Annotated in this window: 27 protein-coding genes and 1 pseudogene; 19 read left to right on the forward strand and 9 right to left on the reverse strand. The window is 61.7% G+C overall.

Going from position 1 to position 26,793, the window contains the following annotated elements; genetic code table 11:
• Nucleotides 1-126: 126 nt before the first annotated feature.
• The 3 genes from EN859_RS27770 to EN859_RS27780 are packed head-to-tail and all read right to left on the reverse strand — an operon-like array spanning nucleotide 127 to nucleotide 3,291.
• The gene (locus EN859_RS27770; RefSeq protein ID WP_127855917.1) at nucleotides 127-978 is read right to left on the reverse strand and encodes a TIGR01459 family HAD-type hydrolase; all 852 of its coding nucleotides are present in this window, start codon (nucleotides 976-978) and stop codon (nucleotides 127-129) included.
• Nucleotides 975-2,246: an FGGY-family carbohydrate kinase gene (locus EN859_RS27775; protein WP_127855918.1), complete on the reverse strand. Its 1,272-nt coding sequence runs from the start codon at nucleotides 2,244-2,246 to the stop codon at nucleotides 975-977. Before EN859_RS27775 ends, EN859_RS27770 begins: the two co-directional genes overlap by 4 nt.
• Nucleotide 2,247: 1 nt before the next feature.
• On the reverse strand, nucleotides 2,248-3,291 hold the full coding sequence (locus tag EN859_RS27780; RefSeq protein ID WP_127855919.1) for a class II aldolase/adducin family protein: 1,044 nt from the start codon (nucleotides 3,289-3,291) through the stop codon (nucleotides 2,248-2,250).
• A gap of 185 nt (nucleotides 3,292-3,476) precedes the next feature.
• On the opposite strand from EN859_RS27780, the gene EN859_RS27785 reads away from it, so the two are divergent.
• The 10 genes and pseudogenes from EN859_RS27785 to EN859_RS27830 form a co-directional block, all read left to right on the forward strand.
• On the forward strand, nucleotides 3,477-4,259 hold the full coding sequence (locus tag EN859_RS27785) for a DeoR/GlpR family DNA-binding transcription regulator (protein WP_127855920.1): 783 nt from the start codon (nucleotides 3,477-3,479) through the stop codon (nucleotides 4,257-4,259).
• On the forward strand, nucleotides 4,256-5,632 hold the full coding sequence (locus tag EN859_RS27790; protein WP_127855921.1) for a carbohydrate kinase: 1,377 nt from the start codon (nucleotides 4,256-4,258) through the stop codon (nucleotides 5,630-5,632). Before EN859_RS27785 ends, EN859_RS27790 begins: the two co-directional genes overlap by 4 nt.
• Entirely contained in the window at nucleotides 5,629-7,173 is a 1,545-nt protein-coding gene (locus EN859_RS27795; protein ID WP_127855922.1) for a sugar ABC transporter ATP-binding protein, read from the forward strand. Before EN859_RS27790 ends, EN859_RS27795 begins: the two co-directional genes overlap by 4 nt.
• Nucleotides 7,170-8,174 carry a ribose ABC transporter permease gene (locus EN859_RS27800; protein WP_127855923.1) on the forward strand — a complete coding sequence of 335 codons (1,005 nt, stop codon included), beginning with the start codon at nucleotides 7,170-7,172 and terminating at the stop codon, nucleotides 8,172-8,174. Before EN859_RS27795 ends, EN859_RS27800 begins: the two co-directional genes overlap by 4 nt.
• 80 nt (nucleotides 8,175-8,254) lie before the next feature.
• A complete protein-coding gene (locus tag EN859_RS27805) occupies nucleotides 8,255-9,193 on the forward strand; it encodes an ABC transporter substrate-binding protein (protein WP_127855924.1) in 939 nt (312 codons plus the stop codon).
• Between the two features lie 116 nt (nucleotides 9,194-9,309).
• Nucleotides 9,310-9,876, forward strand: a complete 567-nt coding sequence (locus EN859_RS27810) for a hypothetical protein (protein WP_245525723.1) — start codon at nucleotides 9,310-9,312, stop codon at nucleotides 9,874-9,876.
• 205 nt (nucleotides 9,877-10,081) lie between these two features.
• Nucleotides 10,082-11,200, forward strand: a complete 1,119-nt coding sequence (dctP, locus tag EN859_RS27815; protein ID WP_127855925.1) for a TRAP transporter substrate-binding protein DctP — start codon at nucleotides 10,082-10,084, stop codon at nucleotides 11,198-11,200.
• A 57-nt stretch (nucleotides 11,201-11,257) separates the two neighbouring features.
• Nucleotides 11,258-12,361 (forward strand): TRAP transporter small permease subunit, encoded by a 1,104-nt coding sequence (locus EN859_RS27820; RefSeq protein WP_127855926.1) that lies wholly within the window; start codon nucleotides 11,258-11,260, stop codon nucleotides 12,359-12,361.
• 3 nt (nucleotides 12,362-12,364) lie between these two features.
• Nucleotides 12,365-13,735, forward strand: a complete 1,371-nt coding sequence (locus tag EN859_RS27825) for a TRAP transporter large permease subunit (protein ID WP_127855927.1) — start codon at nucleotides 12,365-12,367, stop codon at nucleotides 13,733-13,735.
• A gap of 88 nt (nucleotides 13,736-13,823) precedes the next feature.
• Nucleotides 13,824-14,076: pseudogene (locus EN859_RS27830) on the forward strand (IS5/IS1182 family transposase); the annotation flags it as partial.
• Nucleotides 14,077-14,216: 140 nt separating this feature from the next.
• Here EN859_RS27830 and EN859_RS27835 read toward each other — a convergent pair.
• From EN859_RS27835 to EN859_RS27845, 3 genes are all read right to left on the reverse strand, one after another.
• The gene (locus EN859_RS27835; protein WP_127855928.1) at nucleotides 14,217-15,719 is read right to left on the reverse strand and encodes a tripartite tricarboxylate transporter permease; all 1,503 of its coding nucleotides are present in this window, start codon (nucleotides 15,717-15,719) and stop codon (nucleotides 14,217-14,219) included.
• 48 nt (nucleotides 15,720-15,767) lie between these two features.
• The gene (locus EN859_RS27840; RefSeq protein WP_127855929.1) at nucleotides 15,768-16,241 is read right to left on the reverse strand and encodes a tripartite tricarboxylate transporter TctB family protein; all 474 of its coding nucleotides are present in this window, start codon (nucleotides 16,239-16,241) and stop codon (nucleotides 15,768-15,770) included.
• Nucleotides 16,242-16,353: 112 nt separating this feature from the next.
• Nucleotides 16,354-17,328 (reverse strand): tripartite tricarboxylate transporter substrate-binding protein, encoded by a 975-nt coding sequence (locus tag EN859_RS27845; RefSeq protein WP_245525724.1) that lies wholly within the window; start codon nucleotides 17,326-17,328, stop codon nucleotides 16,354-16,356.
• 296 nt (nucleotides 17,329-17,624) lie between these two features.
• On the opposite strand from EN859_RS27845, the gene EN859_RS27850 reads away from it, so the two are divergent.
• From EN859_RS27850 to EN859_RS27865, 4 genes are all read left to right on the forward strand, one after another.
• Entirely contained in the window at nucleotides 17,625-18,302 is a 678-nt protein-coding gene (locus EN859_RS27850) for a response regulator transcription factor (RefSeq protein ID WP_127855953.1), read from the forward strand.
• Entirely contained in the window at nucleotides 18,289-19,680 is a 1,392-nt protein-coding gene (locus tag EN859_RS27855; protein ID WP_127855930.1) for a sensor histidine kinase, read from the forward strand. Before EN859_RS27850 ends, EN859_RS27855 begins: the two co-directional genes overlap by 14 nt.
• Nucleotides 19,680-20,771, forward strand: a complete 1,092-nt coding sequence (locus tag EN859_RS27860; protein WP_127855931.1) for an ABC transporter substrate-binding protein — start codon at nucleotides 19,680-19,682, stop codon at nucleotides 20,769-20,771. Before EN859_RS27855 ends, EN859_RS27860 begins: the two co-directional genes overlap by 1 nt.
• A gap of 88 nt (nucleotides 20,772-20,859) precedes the next feature.
• On the forward strand, nucleotides 20,860-21,270 hold the full coding sequence (locus EN859_RS27865) for a TRAP transporter large permease subunit (protein ID WP_245525725.1): 411 nt from the start codon (nucleotides 20,860-20,862) through the stop codon (nucleotides 21,268-21,270).
• A 318-nt stretch (nucleotides 21,271-21,588) separates the two neighbouring features.
• Here EN859_RS27865 and EN859_RS27870 read toward each other — a convergent pair whose 3' ends face one another.
• Together EN859_RS27870 and EN859_RS27875 are read right to left on the reverse strand one after the other, a co-directional pair.
• On the reverse strand, nucleotides 21,589-22,017 hold the full coding sequence (locus tag EN859_RS27870) for a type II toxin-antitoxin system VapC family toxin (protein WP_127855932.1): 429 nt from the start codon (nucleotides 22,015-22,017) through the stop codon (nucleotides 21,589-21,591).
• On the reverse strand, nucleotides 22,017-22,262 hold the full coding sequence (locus EN859_RS27875) for a type II toxin-antitoxin system VapB family antitoxin (RefSeq protein ID WP_127855933.1): 246 nt from the start codon (nucleotides 22,260-22,262) through the stop codon (nucleotides 22,017-22,019). The genes EN859_RS27870 and EN859_RS27875 overlap by 1 nt, the downstream gene beginning before the upstream one ends.
• Before the next feature lie 115 nt (nucleotides 22,263-22,377).
• Between EN859_RS27875 and EN859_RS27880 the strand changes: the two genes are divergently transcribed.
• From EN859_RS27880 to EN859_RS27895, 5 genes are all read left to right on the forward strand, one after another.
• Nucleotides 22,378-22,647, forward strand: a complete 270-nt coding sequence (locus EN859_RS27880; protein WP_127855934.1) for a hypothetical protein — start codon at nucleotides 22,378-22,380, stop codon at nucleotides 22,645-22,647.
• 1,698 nt (nucleotides 22,648-24,345) lie between these two features.
• Nucleotides 24,346-24,522 carry a DUF3606 domain-containing protein gene (locus EN859_RS27885; RefSeq protein WP_127855935.1) on the forward strand — a complete coding sequence of 59 codons (177 nt, stop codon included), beginning with the start codon at nucleotides 24,346-24,348 and terminating at the stop codon, nucleotides 24,520-24,522.
• 146 nt (nucleotides 24,523-24,668) lie between these two features.
• The gene (locus EN859_RS27890; protein WP_127855936.1) at nucleotides 24,669-25,610 is read left to right on the forward strand and encodes a hypothetical protein; all 942 of its coding nucleotides are present in this window, start codon (nucleotides 24,669-24,671) and stop codon (nucleotides 25,608-25,610) included.
• A 69-nt stretch (nucleotides 25,611-25,679) separates the two neighbouring features.
• On the forward strand, nucleotides 25,680-26,162 hold the full coding sequence (locus EN859_RS39635; protein WP_245525732.1) for a hypothetical protein: 483 nt from the start codon (nucleotides 25,680-25,682) through the stop codon (nucleotides 26,160-26,162).
• Nucleotides 26,084-26,254, forward strand: coding sequence for an HK97 family phage prohead protease (locus EN859_RS27895; protein WP_245525726.1), 171 nt, complete (start codon nucleotides 26,084-26,086; stop codon nucleotides 26,252-26,254). Before EN859_RS39635 ends, EN859_RS27895 begins: the two co-directional genes overlap by 79 nt.
• Here the strand turns inward: EN859_RS27895 and EN859_RS27900 are convergent.
• Nucleotides 26,208-26,522, reverse strand: coding sequence for a hypothetical protein (locus tag EN859_RS27900; protein ID WP_127855937.1), 315 nt, complete (start codon nucleotides 26,520-26,522; stop codon nucleotides 26,208-26,210). The genes EN859_RS27895 and EN859_RS27900 overlap by 47 nt on opposite strands.
• Nucleotides 26,523-26,793 lie beyond the last annotated feature (271 nt).

Genomic DNA, 26,793 nt, shown 5'->3' on the forward strand with positions numbered 1-26,793 from the left:
TTTGCGTCGGGACGCACTTCTGTCAGTCCTAAGATTTGAGTGTCTGCGATTGTGGCGCGATGAACGCTCGTTCGGGGGCCGCGAACTCAAAAGCGGAGCGCCGATCAAGGCACGCGAGAGGTGCTTTCAGCAAGACCTGAAAAGATCCGTGGTGTAATCGGGGTAGGCGTCCAGACTGTCGAAAAGGCCGGCCAGATTAGGCGTGCCCGCCAATATCCCCGACAGGACCAGCGCAGTCGCCACGCCGGCACCAAGCCCGCCGGCGATGTCGTGTTCCACGCTGTCACCGACGCAGACCACGGTGCCGCGGTCCGGGTTGCCCGCCAACGCCAGCGCGGTGTCGAATATCCTGCGGTCTGGTTTGCCGATACGGGTGACGCTGCCGCCGAGGCTCTCGTAGAGATCCGCCAGCCGGCCGGCGCCGAAGCGAGGCCCCACGGCCGTCAGCATGATCTTGTCGGGGTTGGTGCAGAAGCATGGCACCTGTCGCGCCGCTGCAGGACCAAGCAGCCTTCGATAATAGTCGAGGTCGTAGCGATCGCCCTCGCTGGCGGAGATCAGCACCAGCTCGGCATCGTTGCCGTCCCTGGTCAACGCCAAAGGCAGATCTTCGATCGCCGAACGGTCGTCGTCGCGGCTGATCAGCAGGCACCTTGTGTTTGGGCGCAGGCTTCCAGATGCTGCCATTTCGTGAAAGGACTGCCACGCCACCTCGCCGGAAGTGACAAAGTGATCCCAGCTTCCCGCTTCGAAGCCGAGCTTCAACAGGCGGTTCTCGTTGGGCTTTGCCCGCCTGCCGGAGTTCGAGACCAGCACAATCGTCTTACCTGCGCGCCTCAGCGCCGACAATGCCTCCACTGCGCCTGGATAGGGGCTCGTGCCGTCGTGCAGCACGCCGAACTGGTCGAGCAGGAAAACCTCGTACCGCTCGGCCAGCGGCCCGATACCTTCGAGGTGCTCAAATGGTTTCGCGATCATAAAAGCCCCGCAGCGCTTGCACCCATCAGCGCCAGCCGCGCCGTGCCGGCGGCGGCCTCGTCTGAAAGCACTGGCAGGAAATCGACACCCAGTTTGTGTTGCCGGATCGCGCTCCAGGCGGGATTTGCAGCGCCGCCACCGACACTTCTGACCGATGTCAGCCGAGGTGCACCGAGTTCAGCGAGCCGGCGATAGCCGAGCGCTTCGATCGCAGCAATTCCCTCGAACATCGCTTTCAGAAAGTCGGCGTCATCCGTCGGCCGTGGTGTAAGACGCGGCGGTAGTGCAGGATCGGCGATCGGGAAGCGTTCGCCAGCCGCAGGAAGGGGATAATAGTCCAGGCCGGTTTCTGTCGCAGGGTCGATCAAGGCGCTGAGCTCGATGATGCGCGCAAGAGGGAAATGCTGCGCCAGCACCTTGCCCCCGGAATTCGATGCGCCGCCCGCCAGATAATCATCCCCTAGCCGGTGGCTGTAGATGCCGAACTGCGGTGCCGAGATCGGCCGGTCGGACAGGATCTTGATGGTCAGCGAAGACCCTAGCGCGGTGACACCGTCGCCGGCTGCCGTAGCACCTGTCGCCAGGAACGACGCGCAGCCATCGGTCGTGCCAGCGACAATGACGACATCGTGTGCCAGGCCGAACAGACCCGCGGCAGCTTTGGTGATCGTGCCGACCACATCGCCCGGCCTGACAACACGAGGCAGGACTTCCATGCGCATGCCGGTCGCCGCGATCCAGTCCGGCCAGCAGCGGGCCTTGACGTCGTAACCGGTCTTCAGGGCGTTGTTCTCGTCGCTGATATCAAAGCGGCCGGAGAAGTTTCCTGCGATCCAGTCGGCCTGGTGCAGCACTGAGGCGACGCCGGGCAGGCGTTGGAACCACAGCGCCTTGGCGAGGCCCGACGTTGGCCCATGCGCGGCGCTCACCGCCGGCGCCTTGTTGGCGATCGCTGCCAGAATGGTGTCGTCGGCGACCTTGTCGTTGTACATCAGCGGTTCGGCCAGCGGCCGCCCAGCGGCGTTGACGGACAGTAGCGTGCCCGAAGTGCCGTCAACGGCGATCGACCGCACTGCCGCGCGGTCGATGCCTGAAAGCAGTTCGGTCAGCGCCGCGCCGACCGCCGACCACCATGTTGCGGGGTCTCGGGCGTTGTTGCCAAATCTGTCGAGGGAAACGGCAGAACGCGCGGCAATGGAAAAGTCCGCACGCATGGCGACAGTGCGCGCGCCTGATGTGCCGATGTCGATGCCTATGGCAAGCGGCATGTCAGTTGCCGGCGGCATTGAGTTTCTGGCGATATTGCTCGGCGTCCCAGTTGATCAATTCGTCGTTCTCGGCGGCGGTGAGATAGTTCAGCCTCGCCGCGACGTCTATCCGAGCCGTCACGTCGGCGAGGCAGCGCTGCATGGCGTCGGCGCCGGCGCTGGCGTCGCCGCGCATCAACACGCCGAGCCCGGGAAACAAGATCGCCACGGGGCGCGTGCCGCACCGCTCGACGACGCGCTTGACGTCCTCACCCGGTCGCGCCACGAGCGAACCCTTGCCGAGAAAGATGACGTGATCGGGATAGAGGCTGCCCCCGGACGCGATGCGGCAGCTTTCCGGATCGATTGCGACCGCATGCGCTTCGACGTCCGCCGGCAACCTGTAACAAGTGTCGCCGGCGAGGGCCGTCAGTGCCACAAAATCCGGCCCGGTCACCTTGCGCGCCGGTCGCGCCAGAAGCTGTGTTACGCGGCGCAAAAGCAGCTCGGCTTCGGCGACAGTCTCGGCTGCAACGACCAGGCCGTGATTGGCAAGGATCAGGACGTCGACCCCGGGGCGAAGACGCTCCGCAATGCCCTGCGCAAGCGGCAGGCCCGGCCGCCGATAGGGAACATAGGCCCATTCGAGGCCATCGAGGCGCTTGGCGACCTGAGCCTCGCAATCGGCCTGTACTGCGAGCGAGATGGTGTCGACGCAGTGGACATGCAGAACGACGCGCTGCGGCATCAGTGCATGAACCGTGGTCTCGATCGACGGGCGCAGCCCACGGCTGTTGAGGGCTTCGATGGCGAAGGCCTGCGGCTGATCGGCGGCTGGGTCGCGCCGTTCGACGGCCCTAAGCAGCGGGGGTATGGCCACCGGCACCATGATGTCCTCGGCAAGGGCGTCCTTCAGCCAGGTGCCGGAGGCCTTGATCCAGAGCGTGTCGGCGGCCTTCAGCGAGGTGTTGCCGCCTGCAGCCTGCGTCAGATGTGGGTTGCGCCCGATGTCGGCCGAAAGCGAGCGCAAGGCAGCCAGTTCCTGCGTATCCGCATCGGTCGCCATGGCACCCTCCCTCTCTCGGCTTTGGATGTCCCGTCACCGGGTCGAATGTCGGCGTTTATATCGCAGATGCGAGTGATCTACGTCAATAGTGATCTAGTATCATCAAATCTCGCTTGCAATCCGGCCGTCACTGAGTAAGTTGCACCAAATGCCGTGGCAAAGACGGCTTCCGGGAGGGAAAACGATTGAGCGACTCCGGCCGTCAGCGTCAAATCGTCGAGCTATTGCGGGATCGCCCCTTCGCCTCGGTGCGGGAGCTGCAGGAGCGGCTTGGCGTGTCGGCTGCGACGGTGCGGCGCGATATCGACAAGATCGACGAGGCCGGCGAAGCACGGAAGGTCTATGGCGGCATCTCCGCGCTCGATGGCGCTTCACAGGCTGGCGTCGCCTATGCCAGGCCCTATGACGAAAACCGTGACCTCGCTGTCGAGGCGAAGCGGCAGATCGCCGCTCTCGCGGCGACCATGGTGCGCGACGGCGACGCGGTGATCATCCATGGCGGTTCGACCTGCTTTCACCTCGGGGTCAAACTCGCCGACCGCAACATCCGGCTCTATACCAACTCAATGCCGCTCGCGGCCTATCTGAGCGATCACGGCCACTGCAGCCTGACCGTTGCCGGCGGCGAGCTGCATCGTGAACCGGGCATCATCCATTCGCTCACCCAGGCCGTCCCCTTCTACGCGTCGAAATTCTTTCTTGGCGCGCAAGGCCTTAGCCAGGAAGGCGTGCTGGAGTCGCACCCGTTGCTGGTCCGCTCGATTGCCGATCTCAGTCTCTGCGCCGACCAGATCGTGGTGCTGGCCGACAGCCGCAAACTGTCGATCCACGCGCGCAATGTGGCACTGCCCCTGTCGCGTATCGGCACTCTGGTGACCGATGACGGCCTGTCCGATGCCGACGCGCAGATGCTGGAAGACGCCGGCGTCATGGTGCGGATAGCTTCATCCTCGGGAGCCATTCAGTGAAGGTTGCCGTCCTCGACTTCGGCAAGACCAATTCGAAGCTGTTCGTCTTCGGTCAGGACGGGCGGATCCTCGAGGAGCGCCGGACTCAGCCGAACTGGGTGCGGAAGGACGGCTTCAGCGTGCTCGACGAGGCGGCGCTTCACGATTGGGCAGTTCGCACGTTAAGCGATGCGGTCGACATCCATGGCGTGGAAGGGCTGATGGTGTCGGGCCATGGCTGCACCTTTGCCTTGGTGGACGATGCGGCGCTGACGCATCCGATACTCGACTACGAGCAGGAGCCGCCAGCCGAGATTGCCGCGCAGATCGATCGCCGCATTCCGGACTTTGCCGAGACCTTTTCGCCGAGGCTGCCGCTCGGCTTCAACTACGGTCGTCATATGCTGTGGCTGAAGGCGGTGGAGCCGGGTGCGTTCGCTGCAGCGAAATCAATTCTTGGCTATCCGCAATACTGGAGCTGGCGCTTCGGCGGCCGGGCGGTGTCGGAAATGTCCTATCTCGGCTGCCATTCGCACCTGTGGGCGCCGCGCAGACGTGATTTCAGTTCGCTGGTCGACGCCGAGGGCTGGCGCGGCCAGATGCCTGCGTTCGAGCGCGCCGGCGCCGTCATTGGCGAGCGGCGCTTCGGCAAGGCGACGCTCCCGATCACCATCCACAACGGCGTCCACGACAGCAATGCCGCCTTGCATGCCTATCGCCGGCAGGGGCTCGGGCCGGTCACCGTCGTCTCGACCGGCACCTGGGTCGTCGTACTCAATCCGGAGTGCCCGCTCGAGGCACTCGACCCCGACCGCGACATGCTGGTCAATGTCGATGTCGACGGTGGCCCGGTGCCGACCATCCGCTTCATGGGCGGGCGCGAATTCGCGACGATCAGCGCCGGTTGGCAAGGCGCAATCGCCCGCTCCTCTGTGCAGCGGGTGATCGGCGCCGGCATCATGGCGCTGCCGAGCTTCGCGCCGGGCGGGCCGATGCCTGGCCATCCCGGCGAATTGGTCGGGCGCGCACCCAATGCGGAGGAGCGCGCGGCCGTGGCGCTGCTCTATGTCGCGCTGATGATCGATCTGTGTCTCGACCTGATCCAATCGAACGACACCGTAATCCTTGATGGCGGGCTGAACAGTGGCGGCCTGCTCGCCAGTCTGCTGGCGCAGCTGCGCCCCGGCCAAGCCTTCATGCAGGGCGCCACGCTGGAGGGCAGCGCAACGGGAGCGGCGGCTCTTGCCTTCGAGAGCGTCGGACGCGCGTTTGCCGCCGAGGCGCCGGAACCTGTGCGTGCCTCGAACTTCACCGGGCTTTCCTCCTACCGTGACGACTGGCGCGGCCTCGCCGCCGACCGCGGCATCATTGCAGCAGCAGGAGGTTCGCGATGACTGCCGCTGTCCAGACGGACATGGCGCGCCAGCCGGTACTGGAAATGCGGCACATCTCGAAGACGTTCGGTGCAATCCGCGCCTTGCAGGATGTGTCGCTGACCGTCCACGCCGGTGAACTGCACGCGCTGATGGGCGAAAACGGCGCCGGCAAGTCGACGCTGATGAAGGTGCTGTCCGGCGCCTATCGGCCAGATGCCGGAGGCGAGATCCTGATCGACGGCATAGCGGCCGCCACCGGCGACCCGATCAAGGCACGCGCCCACGGCATTGCCGTCATCTATCAGGAACTGTCGCTGGCGCCTAACCTGACGGTCGCGCAAAATATCTTCCTCGGCAATGAGCCGAGGCGGTTCGGCGTCGTCGACCGTGATCAGTGCAACCGGCGCGCCAAGGAAATCATCGCGCGGCTCAGCGTCTCCTTCTCGGCACGTGCGCTGGTCTCCAGCCTTTCGCTCGGCGAACGCCAATTGGTCGAGATCGCACGCGCGCTTTCGACCAGCGCGCGCATCATCGTTATGGACGAGCCGACCACCTCGCTGACCTCGCGCGAGACCGACAGGTTGTTCGAGGTCATCGCGACGCTGAAGTCGCAAGGCATCGCCATCATCTACATCAGCCACCGCATGGAAGAGGTCTACCAGCTCGCAGACCGCGTTAGCGTGCTGCGCGACAGCGGCTATGTCGGTACGCTCGATCGCGCCGACCTCAACGCCTCGCGCCTCGTCTCGATGATGGTCGGCCGTGACTTGTCTGCCTTCTACAAGAAGGATCACCGCCCACCGGACAGCAAGCGCGCAGTTGCGCTGTCGGTGCGCGGCATGTCGGACGGCAATCTCCTGAAGGACTGCTCCTTCGATTTGCACAAGGGCGAAGTGTTGGCGCTGGCAGGCCTGGTCGGTTCGGGCCGCACCGAGCTGGCACGGCTGATCTTCGGCGCCGACAAACGCACCGCCGGCACACTGGAACTCGACGGCAAGCCGATATCCATCGGCTCGCCGCGCGAGGCGCTTGATGCCGGCATCGCCTATCTCACCGAGGACCGCAAAGAGCTCGGCCTGTTTCTCGACATGTCGATTGCCGACAATGTCAACTTCGGCGTGCTCGCAAAGGACGCGAAGGCCGGGGGCTTGCGCGACTTCGCGACGGCCGAAAGGCGCGCCGCCAAGGCCGTTTCCGACCTGGCAATTCGCACCAGATCGGTACAGGCCAACGCCGGCTCGCTATCGGGCGGCAACCAGCAGAAGGTGCTGCTCGCGCGCCTGCTCGAAACCGAGCCGAAGGTCCTTATCCTCGACGAACCGACCCGCGGCGTCGACGTCGGAGCGAAGTCGGAAATCTACCGGCTGATCGATAACCTCGCCAACAAGGGTATCGCCATCCTGATGATCTCCAGCGAACTGCCGGAGGTGATCGGCGTCGCCGACCGCGTGCTGGTGATGCGCGATGGCACCATCGCCGGCGAGGTGACGGCGTCCGAGGGCGCGCCGCTCAGTCAGGAGAAGATCATGGAATTTGCAACGGGAGCGGCTCAGCCATGACCGACAGGGCGACCGGGATAACCAGCGGAGGTGACCAGGCAGTCGTCAGGAGCCGGCGGCTGCGCACCGCCTTCGCCGCCCTCGGCATGCTGCCGGTCCTGGTCCTGCTGGCGGCCGGCTTCCAGTTCATCAATCCGCGCTTTCTCACCCAGACCAACCTTTTGATCGTCACGCAGCAGTCGTCGATCAACATCGTGCTGGCGGCTGGCATGACCTTCGTCATCCTGACCGGCGGCATCGACCTGTCCGTCGGCTCGATCCTTGCCGCCTCGGCGATGGTGGCGGTGATCGTGTCGCTGGTGCCGGAGTGGGGAATGCTCGGCGTGCCAGCGGCCATTCTTGTCGGTCTCGGTTTCGGCCTCATCATTAATGGGCTGCTCGTCGCTTACATCAAGCTGCCGCCCTTCATTGTCACGCTGGGTTCGCTTACGGCCGTGCGCGGCGTCGCCCGCCTGCTCGGCCAGGACACGACTGTGTTCAACTCGGACCTGCCGTTCGACTTCATCGGCAACGGTTCGCTTTTCGGCATCCCCTGGCTGGCCATCATCGCCTTGTCGGTTGTAGTGCTGTCCTGGCTGGTGCTCAAGCGCACCGTGCTCGGTACCTGGATCTACGCCGTCGGCGGCAACGCCGAGGCCGCGCGGCTCACCGGCATCAAGGTGCCGCTGGTGCTGCTCTTCGTCTATGGCGTTTCCGGCCTGCTGGCCGGCCTTGGCGGCGCCATGTCGGCGGCTCGGCTCTACGCCGCCAATGGGCTGCAGCTCGGGCAGTCCTACGAGCTCGACGCCATTGCCGCGGTCATTCTCGGCGGCACCAGCTTCGTCGGCGGCGTCGGCTCGATCTGGGGCACGCTGATTGGCGGCCTGATCATAGCGGTGCTGTCCAACGGGCTCATCCTCGCCGGTGTTTCGGACATCTGGCAGTACATCATCAAGGGATTGGTCATCATCGTGGCGGTCGCCCTCGACCGCTACAGGCTCCAGACAGGAGCAAGAACGTGATTGACCTTAGTCGCCGGCGTCAACAACCCGGTTTCATGTGTAACGCACCGTGAGCGGCGCGGGGCAATCGGAGGAAAGCAATGAAGACCATCGCTAAACTGCTCTGCGGCGTCGCACTCGCGGCCGCCGCCATCGCGCCGGCTTCGGCCAAGGATCTGACCAAGGTCGGAATCTCGGTCGGCCTGCTCGGCAATCCATTCTTCGTCGCCACCATCAAGGGCATCGAGGACGCCGCCAAGAAGATCAACCCGAATGTCGAGGTGACATCGGTGTCGGCCGACTACGACCTCAACAAGCAGGTCTCTCAGGTCGATTCGTTCATCGCCGCCGGCGTCGATGTGATCATGCTCAATGCCGTCGATGCCAAGGCGATCGCGCCGGCGGTGAAGAAGGCGCAAGCAGCGGGGATCGTGGTTGCCGCCTTCGACGTTTCGGCACCGGGAGCCGACGTCACCGTGATGACCAACAACGTCAAGGCCGGGGAAGAGGCCTGCCAATACCTGGTCGACCATACCGGCGGCAAGGGCGACTACGTCATCTTGAACGGCCCGGCATCGTCGTCGATCCTGGAGCGGGTGAAGGGCTGCAAGAACGTGCTCGCACAGCATCCCGACATCAAGATTCTCTCCGACGACCAGAATGCCGAGGGCTCACGTGACGGCGGCCTGAAGATATTCCAGTCGCTGCTGACCCGTTTCGACAAGATCGATGCGGTGTTCGCCATCAACGATCCGACGGCGATCGGCGCCCAGCTTGCGGCCAAGCAGCTTAACCGCTCGGAATTCATCTTCACCGCGGTCGACGGCGCCCCCGATATCGAGAAGGAATTCGCGTCCGGCGCGTCGATGATCAAGGCCTCCGCCTCGCAAGATCCCTATGTGATGGCTGGCCAGTCCCTGCAGATGGCGGCTGAGGTGCTCGCCGGCAAGAAGCCGGCCGAGCCGGTCGTGTTGCTCGATCCCAAGCTGATCACGGCCGAGAACCTGAAGGACTACAAGGGCTGGACCGCGGTCCGCTAAATCCCTCCCCGGGCAGTGCGGCCGGGAGACCCGGCCGCACTCTTTGTCCAAGCATCGGACTGTGCCAAAAACGGTCCACTTTCGGGTCCGATGCTCCGCAGCAGACGGAGACGACCATGTCGCGCATTGGAATTCATTCTTTCGTCTGGTCGTCGAGCTCGGCGCAAGGTGACCTCGAACGGACGCTGGCCAACACCAAAGAGGCCGGTTTCGACCTGATCGAATTCTCTTATCTCGACCCTGCTAATGTCGACATCGGCAGGCTGGCCAAGCGCATCGCCGACCTCGATCTCGGCGTGGCGATCAGCATCGGACTGCCGGCCGATGGCGACATTTCGAGCGCCGACAAGACGATTGCTGCGCGCGGCATAGAAATCCTCAACAATACGATCGCGTTTACCCGCGATCTCGGCGGCCGGAAGGTCGCCGGCATCCTCTGCACCAGCCACGGATTGCAGGCGCAGGCGCCGACGCGCGACCACCGCCTGGCCGTAATCATCGCCACCATTTCCTTGCAGGCCTTCAGGCCGCTGGCTTCTTCGACCGCCTCCAGCGGAGCGCGAGCCGCACCGAGCGTCGGATCAGCAGGAGAAACGCTGCGTCGACCCAACGATAACCCACTCAAAAGGATGGATTTATTGAAACCGTACGAGCATACTGTGGGTAGGGCGCGCAGTGGTTGAAAATGACCGTGCCGCGCTATGTTATTTGCAAGCTGCGCCATTTCCTTTCGCTCGTTTGTGGCGTTGGCAATTCGGCGAAAAACGATTGCGGACAAGGGGCAGATCTGGTCCCACAACAAAGGGGCATCCCTTGTGTCATTGATTTTACGGTTTTGAGGCCGGCGGAGCCTATTATTTGTCCGCTTGCCGAACAGGGAGGAAGACAATGGACGGAGAATCGCGTTCCCAATCAAGGCGAAGATTTCTGAAGACGAGTGGATTTGTCGCTGGGCTAACGGCGACGTCGGTTACCGCTCCCTGGGTTCGAAGGGCCGGAGCCGCTGACACAATCACCTGGAAAATTCAAACCTCGTGGCCGGCGGGTGTCGGACTTGAAACTTTCCAGAACTGGTGTGGCACCATCAAGGAAAAGACCGGAGGACAACTCGAATTTCAGCCGTTCAAGGCGAAGGACATCGTTGGTGACTTCGAACTCCTCGACGGGGTGAAGAATGGCGTTCTGGAAGCGATGAACTCGTTTTCACTTTACTGGGCCGGCAAGCTTCCCGCTGCAGCGTTCCTGTCCTCTTATACGATGGGGCTGCGTTATCCGCACGAATGGGACATCTTTTTCTATTCAAAAGGTGGTCTGCAGGCCGCGCGCGACCTTTATGCGAAACAAGGTCTCTACTACGTCAACCGCATTCATCACGGCCCGAACATCATCCACTCAAAGACACCGATCCGCTCGATCGAGGATTTCAGGGATCTGAAGCTGCGCGTGCCGGGCGGCATGATCGCCGAGACATTCGCGAAAGCCGGCGCCAAGACGACGCTGCTGCCAGGCGGCGAGGTGTTCTCCGCGCTGGAGAAAGGCACTATCGATGCGGCCGATTATACGGGCCCAGCGGTAAACTGGGCGCTCGGTTTCCAGCAGGTGACCAAGTACATTTCCATGGGTCCAGCCGGTCTGATGTCCGTATACCAGCCCGTCGATCTGATGGACTTTGCCGTCAACATGAATGTCTGGAACCAACTCCCGGACAACCTCAAGAAGTTCGTGGAAGACGAGATCCAAGTCTATTCCAACACCCATTTCGGCGCGATCCAGAAGGCCGATATGGAGGCTTGGCACAAATTCACCGACGCGGGCATTGAAATCAACCGGCTTGGGGCGGAAGATCTTCAGAAGTTCCAGGAGATCGCTGTGCCGATCTGGTTCGAGTGGGCAAACAAGGACAAGGACGCTGCGCGCATCTTCAAACTGCAGCTCGAGGTGATGGAGAATCCGACGGTCGGCTACGTAACGCCGGACATGTATCAGGGGTTGTCGATCAACCTCTGAGGCCCTCCGCGCCCGTCCTTCCGGGCGGGCGCACTCTCCTTCAAGAGGCAGTCGCCGATGCCCTCACTCACATTTGTGCTGCCGCACTGGCTCTACTGGTCGAGCCTGGTGCTGTTTCCACTTGTTGCGGTCGTGCTCGTCTACCGCGAGCGGGCTCGACGCGATGCCGGCCAAGCCAACCTGTTCCTCGCCTATTTCTTCTTGGTCACTGCCGGTTTTCTCGGCATGCACCGTTTCTACCTGAAGAGCCGCTGGGGGTTCTTGTTCATCCCATTCTTCGCCGCTGTTCTCTGGACCAGTGCTCAGGTGCGGGATGGGCGCGAAGCATTGTCGCTGGCTCGATCCCAAGCGGAGCATGCCGAAAGGGTCCTGAGGCAAACCAGGGCGGATGTCACATCCGGCAAGAGCGGTGCCGCCGGTCGCCTTGCGAAGGCCGAGGCGGATGCGGTGACGGCTCACGGCAATGACGCTGCTGCCATTGCTGGACTCGCCCGCTCGAACACCCTTGCCCGAATTGCCGGAATTCTCCTCGGCCTCGTTCTCGCGGGTGACGTCTTTCTGATCCCGGGCCTGGTTCGCCGCGCACGCGAACGTGAGGTTCAACCGGCCCCAACCGACAACCATCCGCTGGTGACTGACGTCCCCGCCACGCCGGTCAAAGCTCCGCTCGCTGTTTTTCGGCCCGTTGATCGGCTGGTAAGAGTGACGGGCGAGTTGGTCGCCTACTGGTCAGTCCTCGCGGTCATCGCCTATTATTACGAGGTCGTGGCCCGTTACGTCTTCAATTCGCCGACGAACTGGGTGCATGAGAGCATGTTTCTTATGTTCGGCATCCAGTACATGCTGGCAGGAGCCTATGCCTATCGCGACGAAACCCATGTCAGGGTCGACATCGTCTACAGCCACCTCTCCGAACGCGGTCGGGCTATCTGCGACATCATCACCTCGGCCTTCTTCTTCCTGTTCACCGGCACCATGCTGGTCACAGGGTGGCGATTTGCGAGTGATGCCATGGCGGTTGGCGAACGCTCGTTCACCGAATGGGGCATTCAATACTGGCCGGTAAAGCTCGCGATCCCCATCGGGGCGGCGCTCCTGTTGCTTCAGGGTCTGTCCCGGCTGATGCGAGACATCGCCACTGCATTCGGAAGGATTGGCTGAGCGATGGGTCTCGAGCTTCCGATCCTGTGGCTCAGCATATTGATGTTCGGGGGGCTGGGCGTCCTTTTGCTGCTCGGATTGCCGATGGCCTTTTGCACCGGCAGCCTTGCCGTGCTTTTCCTCTTTCTGTTCGGCAATTCGGCCATGCTGAACATGCTGCCGTCTCGGGTCTTCCCGTTCATGACGGATTATCAGCTCTCGGCGGTGCCGCTTTTCATCTTCATGGCCGCGATTCTCGAGAAGGCCGGCATCATCGAGGAGTTGTTCGACGTCGTCTACAAATGGCTGGGCGGACTGAAAGGCGGTCTCGCTTCGGCCACGGTGATCTCCTGCACGCTGCTGGCCGCGATGGTCGGCGTGGTCGGGGCGACGGAAGTGACGATGGGCATGATCGCGCTGCCCGCCATGCTGCGCCGCAACTATGACGCCAAGCTCGCCTGCGGCTCGCTCCTTGCAGGCGGGACCCTTGGCATTCTCATACCCCCTTCCGTCATGGCGATCGTCTATGCCGTCGTGGCGCAGCAGTCGCTGGGCGAGCTTTTGATCGGGTCGGTGTTTCCCGGGCTGCTGCTGTCCGGGATGTACGTCGCGTACGTGACGGCGCGCTGTTACATCAACCCCAGGCTCGGCCCGGCGTTGCCGCCGAACGAGCGCATCGCATTCGCCCAAAAACTCAAGCTTTTGCGCCGCACGTTCATGCCGATACTGCTGATCCTGCTGGTACTCGGGGTCATCTTCATGGGCATTGCCACGCCGGTCGAGGCCGCCGGCATCGGTACGTTCGGTGCTTTCATCGTCTGCGCCGCACATCGGCGCCTGACCTGGGACACGATCCGGGAAGCCAGTGTCGCGACGCTCAAGGCCACGGCGATGGTCATGTGGATATTCTTCGGCGCCACCATGTTCGTCGGCTTCTTCATCCTAAAGGGTGGGCAGAACTTCGTTTCCGAATCCATACTCGGAACAGGCTTGGCGCCTTATGGCGTTCTTGTTCTGATGATGATCATCCTGTTCGTCCTGGGCATGTTTCTTGACTGGGTGGGCATTCTCCTCCTCACCGTACCGATATTTCTGCCCATCCTTAAATCGCTTCAGTTCGGCGGTGCGTTCGGGTTGGCCGGTGTGGCTCCTGAAGACGTGCCGCTGTGGTATGGCGTCATTTTCATGGTCAACATGCAGATGGCGTTCCTGAGCCCACCGTTCGGCTATTCGCTGTTTTATCTGAAGAGTGTTGCGCCGCCGGAGATCTCGATGGCGACGATCTTCCGATCCGCGGTCCCCTTCTTGTGCCTGCAGGCGATCGGAGTGGGACTGTGCATCGTGTTCCCCTCAATCGTCGTCTGGCTGCCGAAGGTCATGTATGGAGGCAATTGACCACACTTGCGGCTTTCGTCATCCGACGCCGCGGTTCAATCGAATTTGATAGCTTTTCGCTTGAATGGGTCACGTTTTTTGCCTTCCGCTGGCCACCGTGATCCCGGACATGGAAGAGACCATCGGCAATGAGATCGGCCGCATTCTCGCCGACGCCGGATATCGGGCCACATGCACCCGACAGCCACAAGTTCAGGGTCTTCACCGCCGGCCGCGTCACCCCAGCCATCAAGCGCCAGATGCGCCGCCGCTCCGCGATCGAGCCCGTGATCGGCCATATCAAGGCCGAACACCGGATGGACCGCAACCACCTCGCCGGCGAGCAGGACGACGCCGTCAGCTGCTCGTCGGGGCAAGCGAAAGGCCATCGTCAGCGCGATGGGCGAGGTCGACTGCCAGCCGTTACGGCCTGGAGGGTCGGCCGTTAGCTAGGAGGTCAGCTGTTTCAAGGTCGACGGTGGCGGAGCCGCTGGTCGTGCGTTCACGTCGGCTGGAGCGTCCGCACTCTCGCGCGTCTCGAGAGGTAGGCCGGCAGAATGGTGACGGCCGCGGCCATAATCCACAACACGATGCAGATGGTGCTGCTGAACAGGATGGAAATTTCGCCGCCGCTGATGGCAAGCGCATTGCGCAGGTTGACCTCCATGACGCGCCCCAGCACGAAACCCAGGATGATCGGTGCCATGTCGAACCCGGCCTTGCGCAGCAGCCATCCCGCCATGCCGATCCCCATCATCAGGAAGACCGCGAAGACCGAAGAGTGGCTGGAGTAAACGCCGACGACTGACAGCACCAGGATGCCTGGCACCAGGAGCCAGTTCGGCACCGTCAACACTCGGGCGAATATCTGAACCAGCGGCAGGTTCAAGGCCAAAAGTATGACATTGCCCACGAAGAGCGAGGCGACGAGTCCGCCGACGATCTCAGGATGCTCTGTTAACAGCATCGGGCCGGGTTGGATGTTGTAGAGCATCAGCGCACCCAGCATCACCGCGGTGGTGCCAGAACCCGGGACCCCGAGCGTCAGCATCGGCACGAAGGCACCGCAGGCGGTCGCGTTGTTGGCGGCTTCCGGCGCCGCAAGGCCCCGCACGTCTCCCTTGCCAAAGGTCCCTTCCGTGTCGGAAAGGCGCTTTTCCGTCGTATAGGAGATCGCGCTCGAAACCGACGCGCCGGTGCCGGGGAGCACGCCCACCACGAAACCGATCACCGAGCTGCGAATAGTGGCGCCGGTGCATCTTACGATATCGCTCATGCGCGCGGTCATCCGGCCGAGTTCGCGGATCACGGTCATGCCGCGCCCCTGGTTCTCCAAGATAATCAGCGCCTCCGAGATCGAGAACAGCCCGATGACGAGCACGACGAACTCGATGCCGTCGCTCAGTTCCGGTTGGTCGAAGGTGAAGCGATAGGCGCCAGATGTGGCGTCGAGGCCGATCGTTGCAAGCATGAGGCCGAGCGCGCAGCCGATCAGGGTCTTCACCGGCTGGCTGCCGACCATGGAACCCAGTGTGGCGAAGGCGAAGATCATCAGCACGAAATACTCCGCTGGCCCGAAGCCCACCGCAAGTCTGGAAAGCAGCGGCGCGAACAGCGCCAAGCCGAGAGAACCCAGCATGCCGCCGACGAACGAGGAAAGGCCGGAAAGCGCGAGCGCTTCGCCGGCCCTCCCCTGCTTGGCCATGGGATAGCCGTCCATCGCGGTCATCACGGCGCCGGCATCGCCGGGCACGTTGAGAAGGATCGACGAAATGCGGCCGCCATACTCGGCGCCACAATAGATCGCGGCGAGCAGGATCATGGTGCTCTCCGCCGGCAGGCCCATCGTATAGGCGATCGGCAACAGCAGCGCGATGCCGTTGATGGGGCCGATGGCCGGCAGGGCGCCGACGAGCGTGCCGATGAAGCAGCCGACAAAACCCACAAGCAGGTTCTGGCCCGTAAGCGCAACGGCAAAACCCTGCCACAGATAATCGAGGTTCATGGATAGGACCTTTCCGATTTCACTATTCGCCTTGCGTCGGAGCTCGGTCTAGCCGCCGAAAACGCTTCCTGCCGGCAGATAGACTTCCAGGAGGTAGGAAAAGACGAACCACCAGAGCACGGCGTGGCCGATGGCGCCGGCGAGAGCCTTGAGCCATGGGGCGCCAAACAGCAGAGCCGTGCCGAAAGTGAGAACGAAGATCGACGCCATGAAGCCGGCCGGCTCGAACATGGCCACCGCGACGATCATCACCAGCGGGATTCCGAGCACCCGAAGAAGCAGCCGCCCCGCCGGGAAGCCCTCGGCCGAACCACACGAGAAGAAGTACCAGACGCTCAGCAGGCCAAGCACGACCGCCAGGGCGACCGGGAAAACCTTCGGTCCCAACGGATCGGAAGAGAAGGAATACTCGATCTCGCCGCCGCCGATGCCGTAGGCGATCGCCAAGACGAGCAGGCAGATGGCCGCGCCGCGGCCGATCATCCGCACCGCCCTCGCCGAAAGTTCAGCATGGTCGGACATCGATTCCTCCAAAAGTGCGTCATGCGTCGCCACCGCCCCGCGATCGGCCAGCCGGCCGAATGCGGGAGGGCGTCGTCTTCTGGTTTCGTGAACGGGCTTGTAGGAGTCGGGCTTACATCCCGGCTTCCTTGGCGAGGATCTTGAACTGCGCGACGTCCGCTCTGACGCGTTCGTCGAAATCCTTCCCGAACAACTTGAACTCGAACAGACCGCGCGCTTCGCGCTCCCTGGCGAATTCCGGGGTGTCCATGGCCTTCTTGAACGCCTGAACCCACCAGTCGTAGTCGGCGTCGGAGACCTCCTTGCCGACATAGAAGCCGCGCCAGACCGGCCAATCGATGTTGAAGCCCTGCTCGCGGGCCGTCGGAACGTCGGCGAGATCGCCGGGAAGTCGTGCCGGCGCCATGACGGCAAGGATACGGATCTTGCCGGCGAGATGATGCTTGACCATTTCGGCGGCATCGCCCGAACCCACCTTGACGTGACCGCCTTCGAGCGCGGTCAGGACGGCGCCACCGCCTTCAAGCGCGACATAGCGCATCTGCTTCGGGTCCTGACCCGCCGCCTTGGCCAGCAGCGACCCTTTCATCCAGTCCTGCGATCCGACAGCGCCGCCGCCTGCGATCGCGAAATCAGCGGGATTGGCCTTATAGGCCTCAACCAGTTCGCCGAGCGTCTTGTACGGGGAATCGGCGGCAACCACTAGGACGCCGTAGTCGGCACCGATAGCGCCGAGCCAGCGGACAGCACCCTCGTCGTAGTGGCCGAACTTGCCCTGTGCCAGAAGCAGGGCGGAGCCGGAGGACGCCGCGGTAATGAGGTTTGCATCCTTGGAGCGCTTGCTGGCAACATGGTTGTATGCCACCGCGCCGACGCCGCCTTCCATGTAGGTGACGGCCATGGGCGCGGAGATCTGCTTGGTCTTGAGCAACGCGTCGGCGGCGAGCCGACAGGTCAGGTCAAAGCCGCCGCCCGGCTTTGCGCCGGCAAGGCATTCGGGCTTCGCCGGTTCCGCGCCGGCCGACGCCACGAAGGCGAACATGACCACGGCCGCGCCAAACAAGGTGTTCATGAGAATTTTTGACATGGGTCCTCCCGTCGAATCCGGAGCGTCCGGTTTCGTGGAATGCCAGCGCAACGGCGTTGCGGATGCCTCGGCATCGCGCAGGGACCGTATGAACACGGCTTCCTCCCCGGACCGGACCCTTGCTCCCTCGACCGGGACCGGCGCAGTCACAGTAGCCGCGATTCCTGTCACCATCCTGTCACGCCAGAACCTTCTGCCTCCGATCAGCGGCGAGGATCGCTTTGCCGGTATGGATCGCGGAAAGGATGGACATTGCCGCATCTTGTCCGGCATCCGGGTGCATGCAATCATCATGCGTGCGCATTCTTTTGGTCGAAGATACTGATGACGTGGGTGAGGCGATCTGTCGTCGCTTTCAGCAGACTGGCCATACGGTGGACTGGGAAACGGACGGGACCGCGGCATCGGAAATCCTGGCGCACACCGCGTATGATCTCGTCATACTCGACGTTATGCTTCCGGGCCTCGACGGCTTCTCCATCTTGAAGAAACTCCGTCAGGCGCGCATCGGCATCCCTGTCCTGATGCTGACCGCGCGGTCGGAAATCGACGACCGCGTGGGTGCGCTCGATCTCGGTGCTGATGACTATCTCGTCAAACCGTTCGATTTCCGAGAACTTGAAGCACGTGCGCGTGTGCTGCTGCGGCGCAGCAGTGGGGGCGACCCGACCAATTTTATCGTCTGCGGCGATATCAGGCTCGATCGCGCCAATCGCAACGTGATGGTGGGCAGGCGCGAGGTGCAGTTGAAGCGCCGCGAGATCGCATTGCTGGAGATCCTCGCTTCCCGGCCCGGCAGGGTCTTCAGCAAGGAAGAGCTGCTCGATCAGCTCTTCGGCTTCGACGACGCGGCCGGTGTCAATGCCATCGAGCTCTATGTCGGCCGGCTGCGAAAGAAACTCGACGGCGCCCGCGCGCGCATCGTGACATTGCGCGGCACCGGCTATCAGCTTGTCTCCGATGATGCCGCATAGCACTTCGCTGTTCGCGCGGCTCATGCGGCGCGTGGGCGTCGTGCTAGCGCTGGGCGCGGCCGCCCTGATCACGGCTGCCTGGTTCTACGCCCGCACGGCCGCCAACGAGGCTTACGACCGGCTACAGCTCGGCGCGGCGTTCCAGATGAGCGAGGGCCTTGTCGTAGCCGACGGCAGCCTGCACTTCGTGCTGCCCCCGTCGGCGTTCGAACTGCTTGGACTGGCCCAGCGCGACCGTATCTTCTATCGCGTCGTCGATCCCTCCGGGACGACGCTCACTGGTTATCCGGATCTCGCGCCTAAAATCGACCTCGCCGCCAGCCGGATCGGTCCGATCTTCACCAACGGGTCCTATCTGGGAGTTGCGGTGCGCAATGTGGCCGTGTCTCGTGCCATGAGCATGCCGCAGGGCACCGGATGGGCGTATGTCGTGGTGGCGCAGACGACTGAAGCCAGGCAAGCCCTCGCCTCGGAGCTGACGACGCGAGCCGTCATCCTGGTCGCCATCATGAGCCTAGTAGCGGTCATTGGCACTGCACTTGCCGTTCGTTACTCACTACAGCCTGTTGGCGATCTCGGCGCTGCGCTCAGGCGACGCGACCCGCAGGATCTCACCCCGCTGACGGTATCCGTGCCCGATGAACTCTCTCCCTTCGTGACGTCGATCAATCATTTTATTACCCGGCTCGACGAGCGGGTGAAGCTACTGCAGCGCTACATTGCCGACAGCGCTCACCAGATCCGAACGCCGCTGACCGCCCTTTCCGCCCAGGTGAGCCTGATCGACGAGGAGAAGCTGGCGCCCGACGATCGCCGGCATCTGCAACGCGTCCAGAGCCGCACGACCGAACTCGCGCGCCTCACCAACCAGCTGCTCAATCATGCCATGGTGATCCATCGCTTCGACTCTATCCATCTGGAGCCGGTTGCTCTCAACGATGTTGCCCGCAAGGCTTTGCGCAATGCCGTTCCGATCACCGTCGACCCGGATATCGTAGTGTCCTTCGAGCCCGCGGACGAAGAGCTGACGGTTCTCGGCGACATGCTCAGTCTCCGCGAAGCGATCGCCAACGTGATCGACAATGCGCTGCGCCACGGAGTGGCCGCGCACCTGGAGGTGCATGTTCGGCAAAGGGGCAATTTCGGTGTCGTCGATGTTCTCGACGACGGCCCCGGAATCCAGGCAGCCGACTGGGCGCAGGTCACCAGCCGCTTCTATTCGTCCCGTTCGGACGCCGAAGGAGCTTCAGGGCTCGGCTTCGCCATCGCATCCGAAGTCGCGGTCAAGCTCGGCGGGCAATTGCGGTTCCGCGAGCGCACCGCAACCGAATTGTTTTGCGTCTCCATCGAATTACCTTTGGCGAACGGGGGCAGTTGATGCGCTGGATTAGCAGCGTCGCACTCACCGTGCTTGCACTGTTGATGCCCATGCAGGCAAAGGCACTTGAGGGCGACCGTGAGATATTCCCCGCGAAAGGTCCGGATGCCGGCCATCTCGTCGTCCACGCGGCGACTGATCTTGCGGCCATGCGTCCTCTGATCGACGATTTCCAGAATATCTATCCCAACATCGCCATCGAATTCACCGACATGGTTACAAACGACCTGTTCCGGCAGGCGACAAAGGTCTGCGCCGGAGAGGCCGAAGGCGCCGATATCCTTCTGTCTTCGTCGGTCGATCAACTCGTCAGGCTCGCCAATGACGGTTGCGCGCAGCCGCACAGCTCTTCCGAAACCAAAGGCGTGCCGGCATGGGCGAACTGGCGCGACGAGGTCTTTGGCTTCACATTCGAACCTGTCGTCTTCGTCTATGATCGCCGCACCGTGCCGCCTGAAGACGTTCCAGTCAGCCACGATGCGCTTTCGGATCTCCTCAGGCGCAATCCCGAGAAATACCGGGGCCGCGTCGGCACCTATGACATCGCGGCCTCAGGTGTCGGCTATCTTCTCGCCTTCAACGACTCGCGCCAGGCGCCGACCGCCAACGGACGGCTGCTTGAAACGCTCAGCCGCACAGAGACCGTCATACGATGCTGCAACAACGAGGTGCTCGGCGAACTCGTCGCCGGCAGGATCAGCCTCGCTTATAATGTGCTTGGCTCCTACGCCTATGCAGCCGCGCGCGCCAACACCGCTCTCGGCATCGTCCTGCCAAGGGACTACACGCTGATCCTGTCGCGCGGCGCGTTGATTCCGTCACGGGCACCGCATCCCGATCTCGGCAAGACGTTCCTGAACTACCTGTTGTCAGTACGCGGCCGCCGCGTGGCGCAAGAGAAGTCCTTCTTCTTCGCGGAAGATGCGGCATTGCCCGCTGGCGTCGATGGCCCTGCCGCCCTCGTGGAATCCGGCATCGGCCGGCCCATCCGGATCGGCCCTGCCTTGCTCGCCGCGCAGGACGAGATTCAGCGCAAGACCTTTATCGCCGACTGGATGGAACTGATCGGAAGAACTCGATCCGACCGCTAGATGTTTAGTCCCGCATTTTTTGGAGCGGATCGAGCCTGAAGCGTTCGGGCTGAGAAGCTTCGTCGCCGAATCCATACTCGGAACAGGCTTGGCGCCTTACGGCGTTCTTGTTCTGATGACGATCATCCTGTTCGTCCTGGGCATGTTTCTTGACTGGGTGGGCATTCTCCTCCTCACCGTACCGATATTTCTGCCCATCCTTAAGTCACTCGAATTCGGCGGCACGTTCGGTTTAGCCGGCGTGGCTCCTGAAGACGTGCCGCTGTGGTATGGCGTCATTTTCATGGTCAACATGCAGATGGCGTTCCTGAGCCCACCGTTCGGCTATTCGTTGCTGCGCGACCTTTTCCATTTCGCCATTCATGTCCGGATTGGCCGGGCAGCGCTCGATGGTGGCGCCGTGGAGGCGGTCGAACAGGACGTTGCCGTATACGAGGTGGCCGCTCCCGTGCTCGCTCGCCGAACCCTGACGGCACTCTACAACGAGCAGCCGGAGTAGCTGAGTGAGGCACACCGCGCGCTCGATGCCTCGGTTGCTGCGGCCTATGGTTGGCCAGCAGACATTTCCAACGACGAAGCGCTGCGTCTCCTTCTTGATTTGAATTTGGAGCCCTCAACCTAACGTCCGGTGCCCCAGAATGCGTAAAATGCGCCCACACGACCGCTTATCTGTAGGCGCCGACGTATATGAGGCAGCAGCGTGTTGCCTGAACCTGCGGCCCGAGTATTGCCCGGACGGTTCGCCACCGCAGTTTTCACAAGCCACCGCGTTGTTTGGCGGACTTTCAACGCGATTCCATCAAGAGAAGGCGGCGGCTCAAGCCAGATCCGTCAGTGAAAAATCGTTGCCCTTGTAAAGAAGTGGTAGACGCTGGGCCTTCGCGCATGCATAGGCAAAGCAATCGCCGAAATTGAGGTCGGCTTGGTGCCCGACAGCCTTGCCGTATTTCATGCTGGCGTCGATCGCGCCGTTGCCGATGTCAACGGATATCATGATGTCTTTGGCGGCAATCTCAGTCGCGAAATCGTCTACCAGACCACGGGCATGCGCGAGCATGGCTGGCGTGGCCTTGGTGTTCTTCCTGATGGATTCGGCGGCCGCTCGCGCGAGACCCAGTACAGCCTCGACGCGGACAAGGGGACAGAGATAGACGGGCTTGGCCGCGGCTGAAAGCTGCTTCTCCAGCTCTTCCCAGCCGGGCTCCTTGTTGAGGATGGCGACGATGACCGAAGCGTCAATGAACATCAGTCGTCGCCCCACATTTCATCAGTAAATTTTTTCATGTCGAAGTTTGGATTCGGAAGGCCGATCGCAGCTGCTCGCTCCTGCAGCTTGGCAATACGCTCACGGAGCGGCACGCTGGCGCGATGGCGCGCGATCTCGTGCTCGAGCGCCAAGCGCACGGCTTCCGTCTTGCTGCGAGCCTTGGTGAGCTTCTGCAGCTCGACGGCAAGCGCATCGACATCATCATCACGGACATAGAGCGGCATAGATATATTCCTTTCGGAATATACGAATATCACAAAACGAATATTCCAGCAACCGACCGTCGGCCGAAGTATCCTTCGGGTCGGGACATTGCTCGGTCCGGGAGCACAGTTTAGCATGGGCCTTGAGGCCTTGAGTCGAACCCGTCTTCTCAAGCGGCTACGCAGCTGTGCGTCGCCGCAACTGTTTTCTGCCGACGTTCCCCTTGTTGCATCCGCCGTCGAAGCGGCCACGGCGACCGCTGGCGGTGAAAAATGGAACGTCTCGCACCTGCATCCATTGGATTTGAACAAGGCGCTCGATGAAGTCTGTCGAGATTTCCGGTTGTATCTGCCGCAATTAGTCTTCGCCGCAACGTGGCGGGTGCTCGGGTCGATGAGGAACTGACATCATCTCCTTTAAAAAAGCGGTGCGGTCATTTCGGTCCCAGCCATCGCGAAACTTACGGCTTCCCCAAATCTCAGTGGCGTGGAAAACGAAATTCTCTTTGTAACGTTCGGGGACCATATCTTTCACGATACGATTCACGTCAGCTTCGGCAGGACGCCACTGGGTGTCAGCGTGAACGATTATCCCGGCCACGACGGTCACCGGTTCCTTTGCCGAAGTCCCAGCCTCATCGAGATAAACAAAGCGCACCAGAGCTGCCACCCCCGAGCGGGGCACCAAAAATTGCCTTCGGTTCCCGGCTAGTGCTCATTCATAGCACTGTGGGTCCGCGAAGTACAATATGCTGTAATATTCCTATATTCCGCCCGGGTCTGTCAAATATACCGAGGGTTAGCCAAAAACGAACGGAGATTCCTTGTACGGATTTTGTACGGAAAATGGCCGCAAGTTGCCGCTATGTTCTTCATTATTCTGCATCCAACTGCGAGCGTGAACAAAGCAGGCATGGCATAACGTACCATTTTTTATTGAAGAATTTGGCGTACCTGAGTGTAGTGCAGCCAAGATTTATCTGGCCAGGGGGCCCGATTGCGCCCATAGTCCGATGGTGACTTGAGCAGGCAATACCCCCAAGCACCCCCGCCCGCTTGCTTAGGTCAGTTTTGAGCCGGTGGCGTCGATCCCCTCGATCGATGTCTGCCGGCTTTTTCGTTCACCACCGAAGGCGGCGGACCCGTGCAGCCGAGATTCGGCTAGTCAGCCTGGATGATTGGGATCATATTGACGAGGTTGCTGAACCCGCAGGTTTGAGTTCCCGGACTTGAAGCCACCTGCCTGTTCATTTCAAGCCGGCGACGACGGTTATTCTCAGGTGCGTCGCCGGCTTTTTCTTGGCCTACCGCGCCCGGGGAGGCGCCTTCGAACTAGGCTTTGAACTACCTTCGAACTCCTTCGAACTCCTTCGAACTATGTGCTTCGCACACCCCCTTATACCCCCTGCGAGTGCGAAGGTTCGCACACGGGTTCGAACCCGTGCAAACTTCGTCACTCTAAAACAAAGAAACCAGAGGAGAGAAAACAATGAATGCAATCAAATGCAGTCCCAAACTCTGTCAATCCAACCTTTCGAAGCCGTGTACCCAATCAAACAAATGGGCGGCGGCGAGCATTGGATGCCGTGCCAGGTGATTGGCGTGATGACGCCTGACAGCTGCACAGGCTATGGGAAATTCATCATCCTGATTGAAGGCGAGGACGGCGTGCTGACCGTCGACGTCGCTGAGAACGTCCAGCGCATGTAGGAGGCAGCATGATATCCCGAACCATGGCCGTAGGCGCCGAGTCGGTGCAGATACGCCGCATCACCTGGAAAGAACTCTACCAGTTGCGCCCCGACCTGCGACAGGCGAATGACAACGAGCAAACGCCTATGTCGGCTCGCCGAATTCTGCCTCGTTTCTTGCCGTTGGAGGCCGCTCGTCATCGACAGGAGGCTGCTGCATAGCCTCCGCCTCGGCGCGGCCGTATTCTCTACCAATTTGGAATGCCGCGTAGAGGGCGCCTGCAACGAGCAACAGTCTAAGCATAGTGGTCTCCTCCGGCTCAGTAATCCGACGCGCGGCGGTTTGTTCCACAGGGGCGGAACCTCAACGTTCAACACTCGTTGCCACTGACCGCGGGCCAAGGAGACGCAACATGGTAGTCAAGAAGACGAGCGACACGAGCCGAGTTAAGAAGGGTGCAGAGCTTGAGGTTGAGCACTTGGCGGAGGTGACCGACGTGACGCCCAAACAGGCGCGGGCTCTGCTTCGCAAGCACGGTGCCGACTGGCAGCGGCTGAAGGACGAAGCTGAAGACTTGAAGGAAGAGTGACCGGGCGCCTTCGATCTTTGGAGCCTCCCGTCCCGCCGTACCCTGTCATGCGGATATTTTTAGTTGTTGATTTTTCTACCGCCCCGCGCATTGCGGAACGGACTGCCCGGCCTGGCCGGCTTCTCTCAAGCGGATGACCACCCACAATGACCAATCTATCATTCATCAGCAGTCCACGCTTGTTGCGGCACGAGAGCACTGGCAAGCCGCCTATAATCAACACAACAGAGCAGCGCGCCGCGCTGCGCGCCAGGCTGGGTGCCAAGAAGCAAGAAGAGCAGCGCCGGATGGATGCTTGCCGTCCACGCCCTGCTTCCGCCAACGACAATGTGGATCCACGATGGCGTGGAAATTTGCCTGTGTTGAAAGCAATCGCTGAAGTTGAACCGGGCGCTGCGCTTGCTATCCGCGCAGGGGGACGTGCTCCCACGCGGGAGATTTACGGCGAGGAAGACGGCTTTGAGGTGGCGGAAGACGGTGAAAAAATCAGGTTGCGAGGTGAGCGTCTGCACAAGGTTCGGCCGACTATAGAAATGATGTTTGGCGACCTACTGCGCGTGCGTGTTATCACCAACAAAGCTGCGGCAGGCGCCCCTCGAGTGATCGAATATCGCCATACTGGTCCGTCGACGCCTGTGAGGAAGATAGGAGACGACGTTCTGGGTCTTGGCGATATGCGCTTCAATTACCACGGCAAGGCCAAACGCTCGCCTGCAGGCGGATTGATGGTTTCCTACGTCGACCAGTCTGGCAAAGAGCGTGCTCCGTTCTATGACGCGTCTGCGAAACGGGGCGGCGGTGAAGACTATGATGCTGGCCGCGTCTCTGGCGGCAAAGCAGGCGTTAGGCGGCCGGCATGCCTTCCGCAAGAACCGGAGCGCCCCGACCTCTCCGAGGCGTCAGCCAACGTGCTTGAGATGATCCTGGCCGGCTTTCATTGGAAGGACATCGGCATGGCGCTTGGCTATTCGAATCACTATGCCGATCGCGGCGCCAAACAGCACGTTTGGGCTGCAGCCGCGGAAGCGAAGGCGAAGGTGCCGACGGCAGACAATGACAACGTCGAAAATTTCGAGGCTGCTGCCTGATCGCATGACAACGCGCCACGCCGCCGCGTCAGGGAAATAACCACCGAAACCGCAGACATCGCTGCAGCGTTGGCAGTGCTCTCCGCGCGCCTTAATGCCGCGAAAGGCGCCGCCTCGACAAAGGTCAGAGAGGCTGTAAAGCCCGAATACACGCGGCTCGTCCAGGCGATGGCTAAGGCTATCGAAGCGCTCAAGATGGCGCGCGCCGAATATGACTCGCTGCTTGACCAGTTCAGCGCCGAGGACGTCGAGTGGACGGCTCTCACCCCCATGCAACCAACCTTCTGCGGCGACAGACACGACGGACACTTGGAGCGTTGGCTGCGCGCAGCGCGGGAGATTGGATATCATGGCGCGCAGCGCGGGAGATTGGATATCATGGTTGAGAAGGTAAACGCCGCGCGCTCAAAGAGCACAACATACACCCGCAAAATCACCTTGCCTGATGGCAAAGTGTCATCAGCGGTTACTGCGTGCGCTTCCACGACATTGCGACCATTGGAGGGAGTTTTAGGGAAAAGATTGCTCCCGGTGCGTTTACTGCCTCCCTGAAGCGAAACGATATCATCGCTCTGCTGGATCACGACACCGGTAGGGCTACCGAGCGCCTTCGCGCTCGTCCCGGCGGTGCTTTCTCAGCCTAGTGATCGCCGACTTGTCGACCGTAATCACGCCGCCGCAGTCGATCCGCACTGTCAGTTTGTTGGCTTCACGATCGATGCGGGTGACGTCTCCAACAAGAACAACCTGGTCTCCGGCGCGGGCTTTGGGTGGCGGAACAATCGCATAAGGATGGTCATACGATGGAATGCTCACTCTGGCGCGTCCGCTCGGGAGAATCGTGATGATCGTACTTGTCAGCGCGACCTCGTCACCGACCTCAAATTCCCGAGGCATGTTAAAGTGCAGCATGGTCTTGCTCCCCGATGCTTTCCCAAATTAATGCTTGGCAAACCGAATTGGTTGCTTGAAATCAGCTTTGTACGGTTCCGCGCAATTCCGAGTTGGAATACCCATTCCGAGTAGGCGTAGGACCGGTCGATTTCTTTCGCTAGCGAGGCCCGAAGGAGCATGCAGCGGCCGGCGGAAACGCGCGCTGGCGGGGCTCCAAGGTCAGTTTAGAAAATCCCGAAACAAAAGCCGGATTGGACCGTTTGCAATCTGCCAGACCACACTCTGGCTA

Source organism: Mesorhizobium sp. M00.F.Ca.ET.216.01.1.1 (genome assembly GCF_004010325.2).
Taxonomy (GTDB): domain Bacteria; phylum Pseudomonadota; class Alphaproteobacteria; order Rhizobiales; family Rhizobiaceae; genus Mesorhizobium.

Bases quoted from the DNA above. Each gene is read 5' to 3' on its own strand.
- EN859_RS27770 (WP_127855917.1), bottom strand. From the start codon at position 978: ATGATCGCGAAACCATTTGAGCACCTCGAAGGTATCGGGCCGCTGGCC.
- EN859_RS27825 (WP_127855927.1), top strand. From the start codon at position 12,365: ATGGGTCTCGAGCTTCCGATCCTGTGGCTCAGCATATTGATGTTCGGG.
- EN859_RS27890 (WP_127855936.1), top strand. From the start codon at position 24,669: ATGACCAATCTATCATTCATCAGCAGTCCACGCTTGTTGCGGCACGAG.
- EN859_RS27775 (WP_127855918.1), bottom strand. From the start codon at position 2,246: ATGCCGCTTGCCATAGGCATCGACATCGGCACATCAGGCGCGCGCACT.
- EN859_RS27900 (WP_127855937.1), bottom strand. From the start codon at position 26,522: ATGCTGCACTTTAACATGCCTCGGGAATTTGAGGTCGGTGACGAGGTC.
- EN859_RS27840 (WP_127855929.1), bottom strand. From the start codon at position 16,241: ATGTCCGACCATGCTGAACTTTCGGCGAGGGCGGTGCGGATGATCGGC.
- EN859_RS27845 (WP_245525724.1), bottom strand. From the start codon at position 17,328: ATGTCAAAAATTCTCATGAACACCTTGTTTGGCGCGGCCGTGGTCATG.
- EN859_RS27795 (WP_127855922.1), top strand. From the start codon at position 5,629: ATGACTGCCGCTGTCCAGACGGACATGGCGCGCCAGCCGGTACTGGAA.
- dctP (WP_127855925.1), top strand. From the start codon at position 10,082: ATGGACGGAGAATCGCGTTCCCAATCAAGGCGAAGATTTCTGAAGACG.
- EN859_RS27855 (WP_127855930.1), top strand. From the start codon at position 18,289: ATGATGCCGCATAGCACTTCGCTGTTCGCGCGGCTCATGCGGCGCGTG.
- EN859_RS27880 (WP_127855934.1), top strand. From the start codon at position 22,378: ATGGGCCTTGAGGCCTTGAGTCGAACCCGTCTTCTCAAGCGGCTACGC.
- EN859_RS27810 (WP_245525723.1), top strand. From the start codon at position 9,310: ATGTCGCGCATTGGAATTCATTCTTTCGTCTGGTCGTCGAGCTCGGCG.
- EN859_RS27805 (WP_127855924.1), top strand. From the start codon at position 8,255: ATGAAGACCATCGCTAAACTGCTCTGCGGCGTCGCACTCGCGGCCGCC.
- EN859_RS27820 (WP_127855926.1), top strand. From the start codon at position 11,258: ATGCCCTCACTCACATTTGTGCTGCCGCACTGGCTCTACTGGTCGAGC.
- EN859_RS27780 (WP_127855919.1), bottom strand. From the start codon at position 3,291: ATGGCGACCGATGCGGATACGCAGGAACTGGCTGCCTTGCGCTCGCTT.
- EN859_RS27800 (WP_127855923.1), top strand. From the start codon at position 7,170: ATGACCGACAGGGCGACCGGGATAACCAGCGGAGGTGACCAGGCAGTC.
- EN859_RS27860 (WP_127855931.1), top strand. From the start codon at position 19,680: ATGCGCTGGATTAGCAGCGTCGCACTCACCGTGCTTGCACTGTTGATG.
- EN859_RS27870 (WP_127855932.1), bottom strand. From the start codon at position 22,017: ATGTTCATTGACGCTTCGGTCATCGTCGCCATCCTCAACAAGGAGCCC.
- EN859_RS27885 (WP_127855935.1), top strand. From the start codon at position 24,346: ATGGTAGTCAAGAAGACGAGCGACACGAGCCGAGTTAAGAAGGGTGCA.
- EN859_RS27875 (WP_127855933.1), bottom strand. From the start codon at position 22,262: ATGCCGCTCTATGTCCGTGATGATGATGTCGATGCGCTTGCCGTCGAG.
- EN859_RS27835 (WP_127855928.1), bottom strand. From the start codon at position 15,719: ATGAACCTCGATTATCTGTGGCAGGGTTTTGCCGTTGCGCTTACGGGC.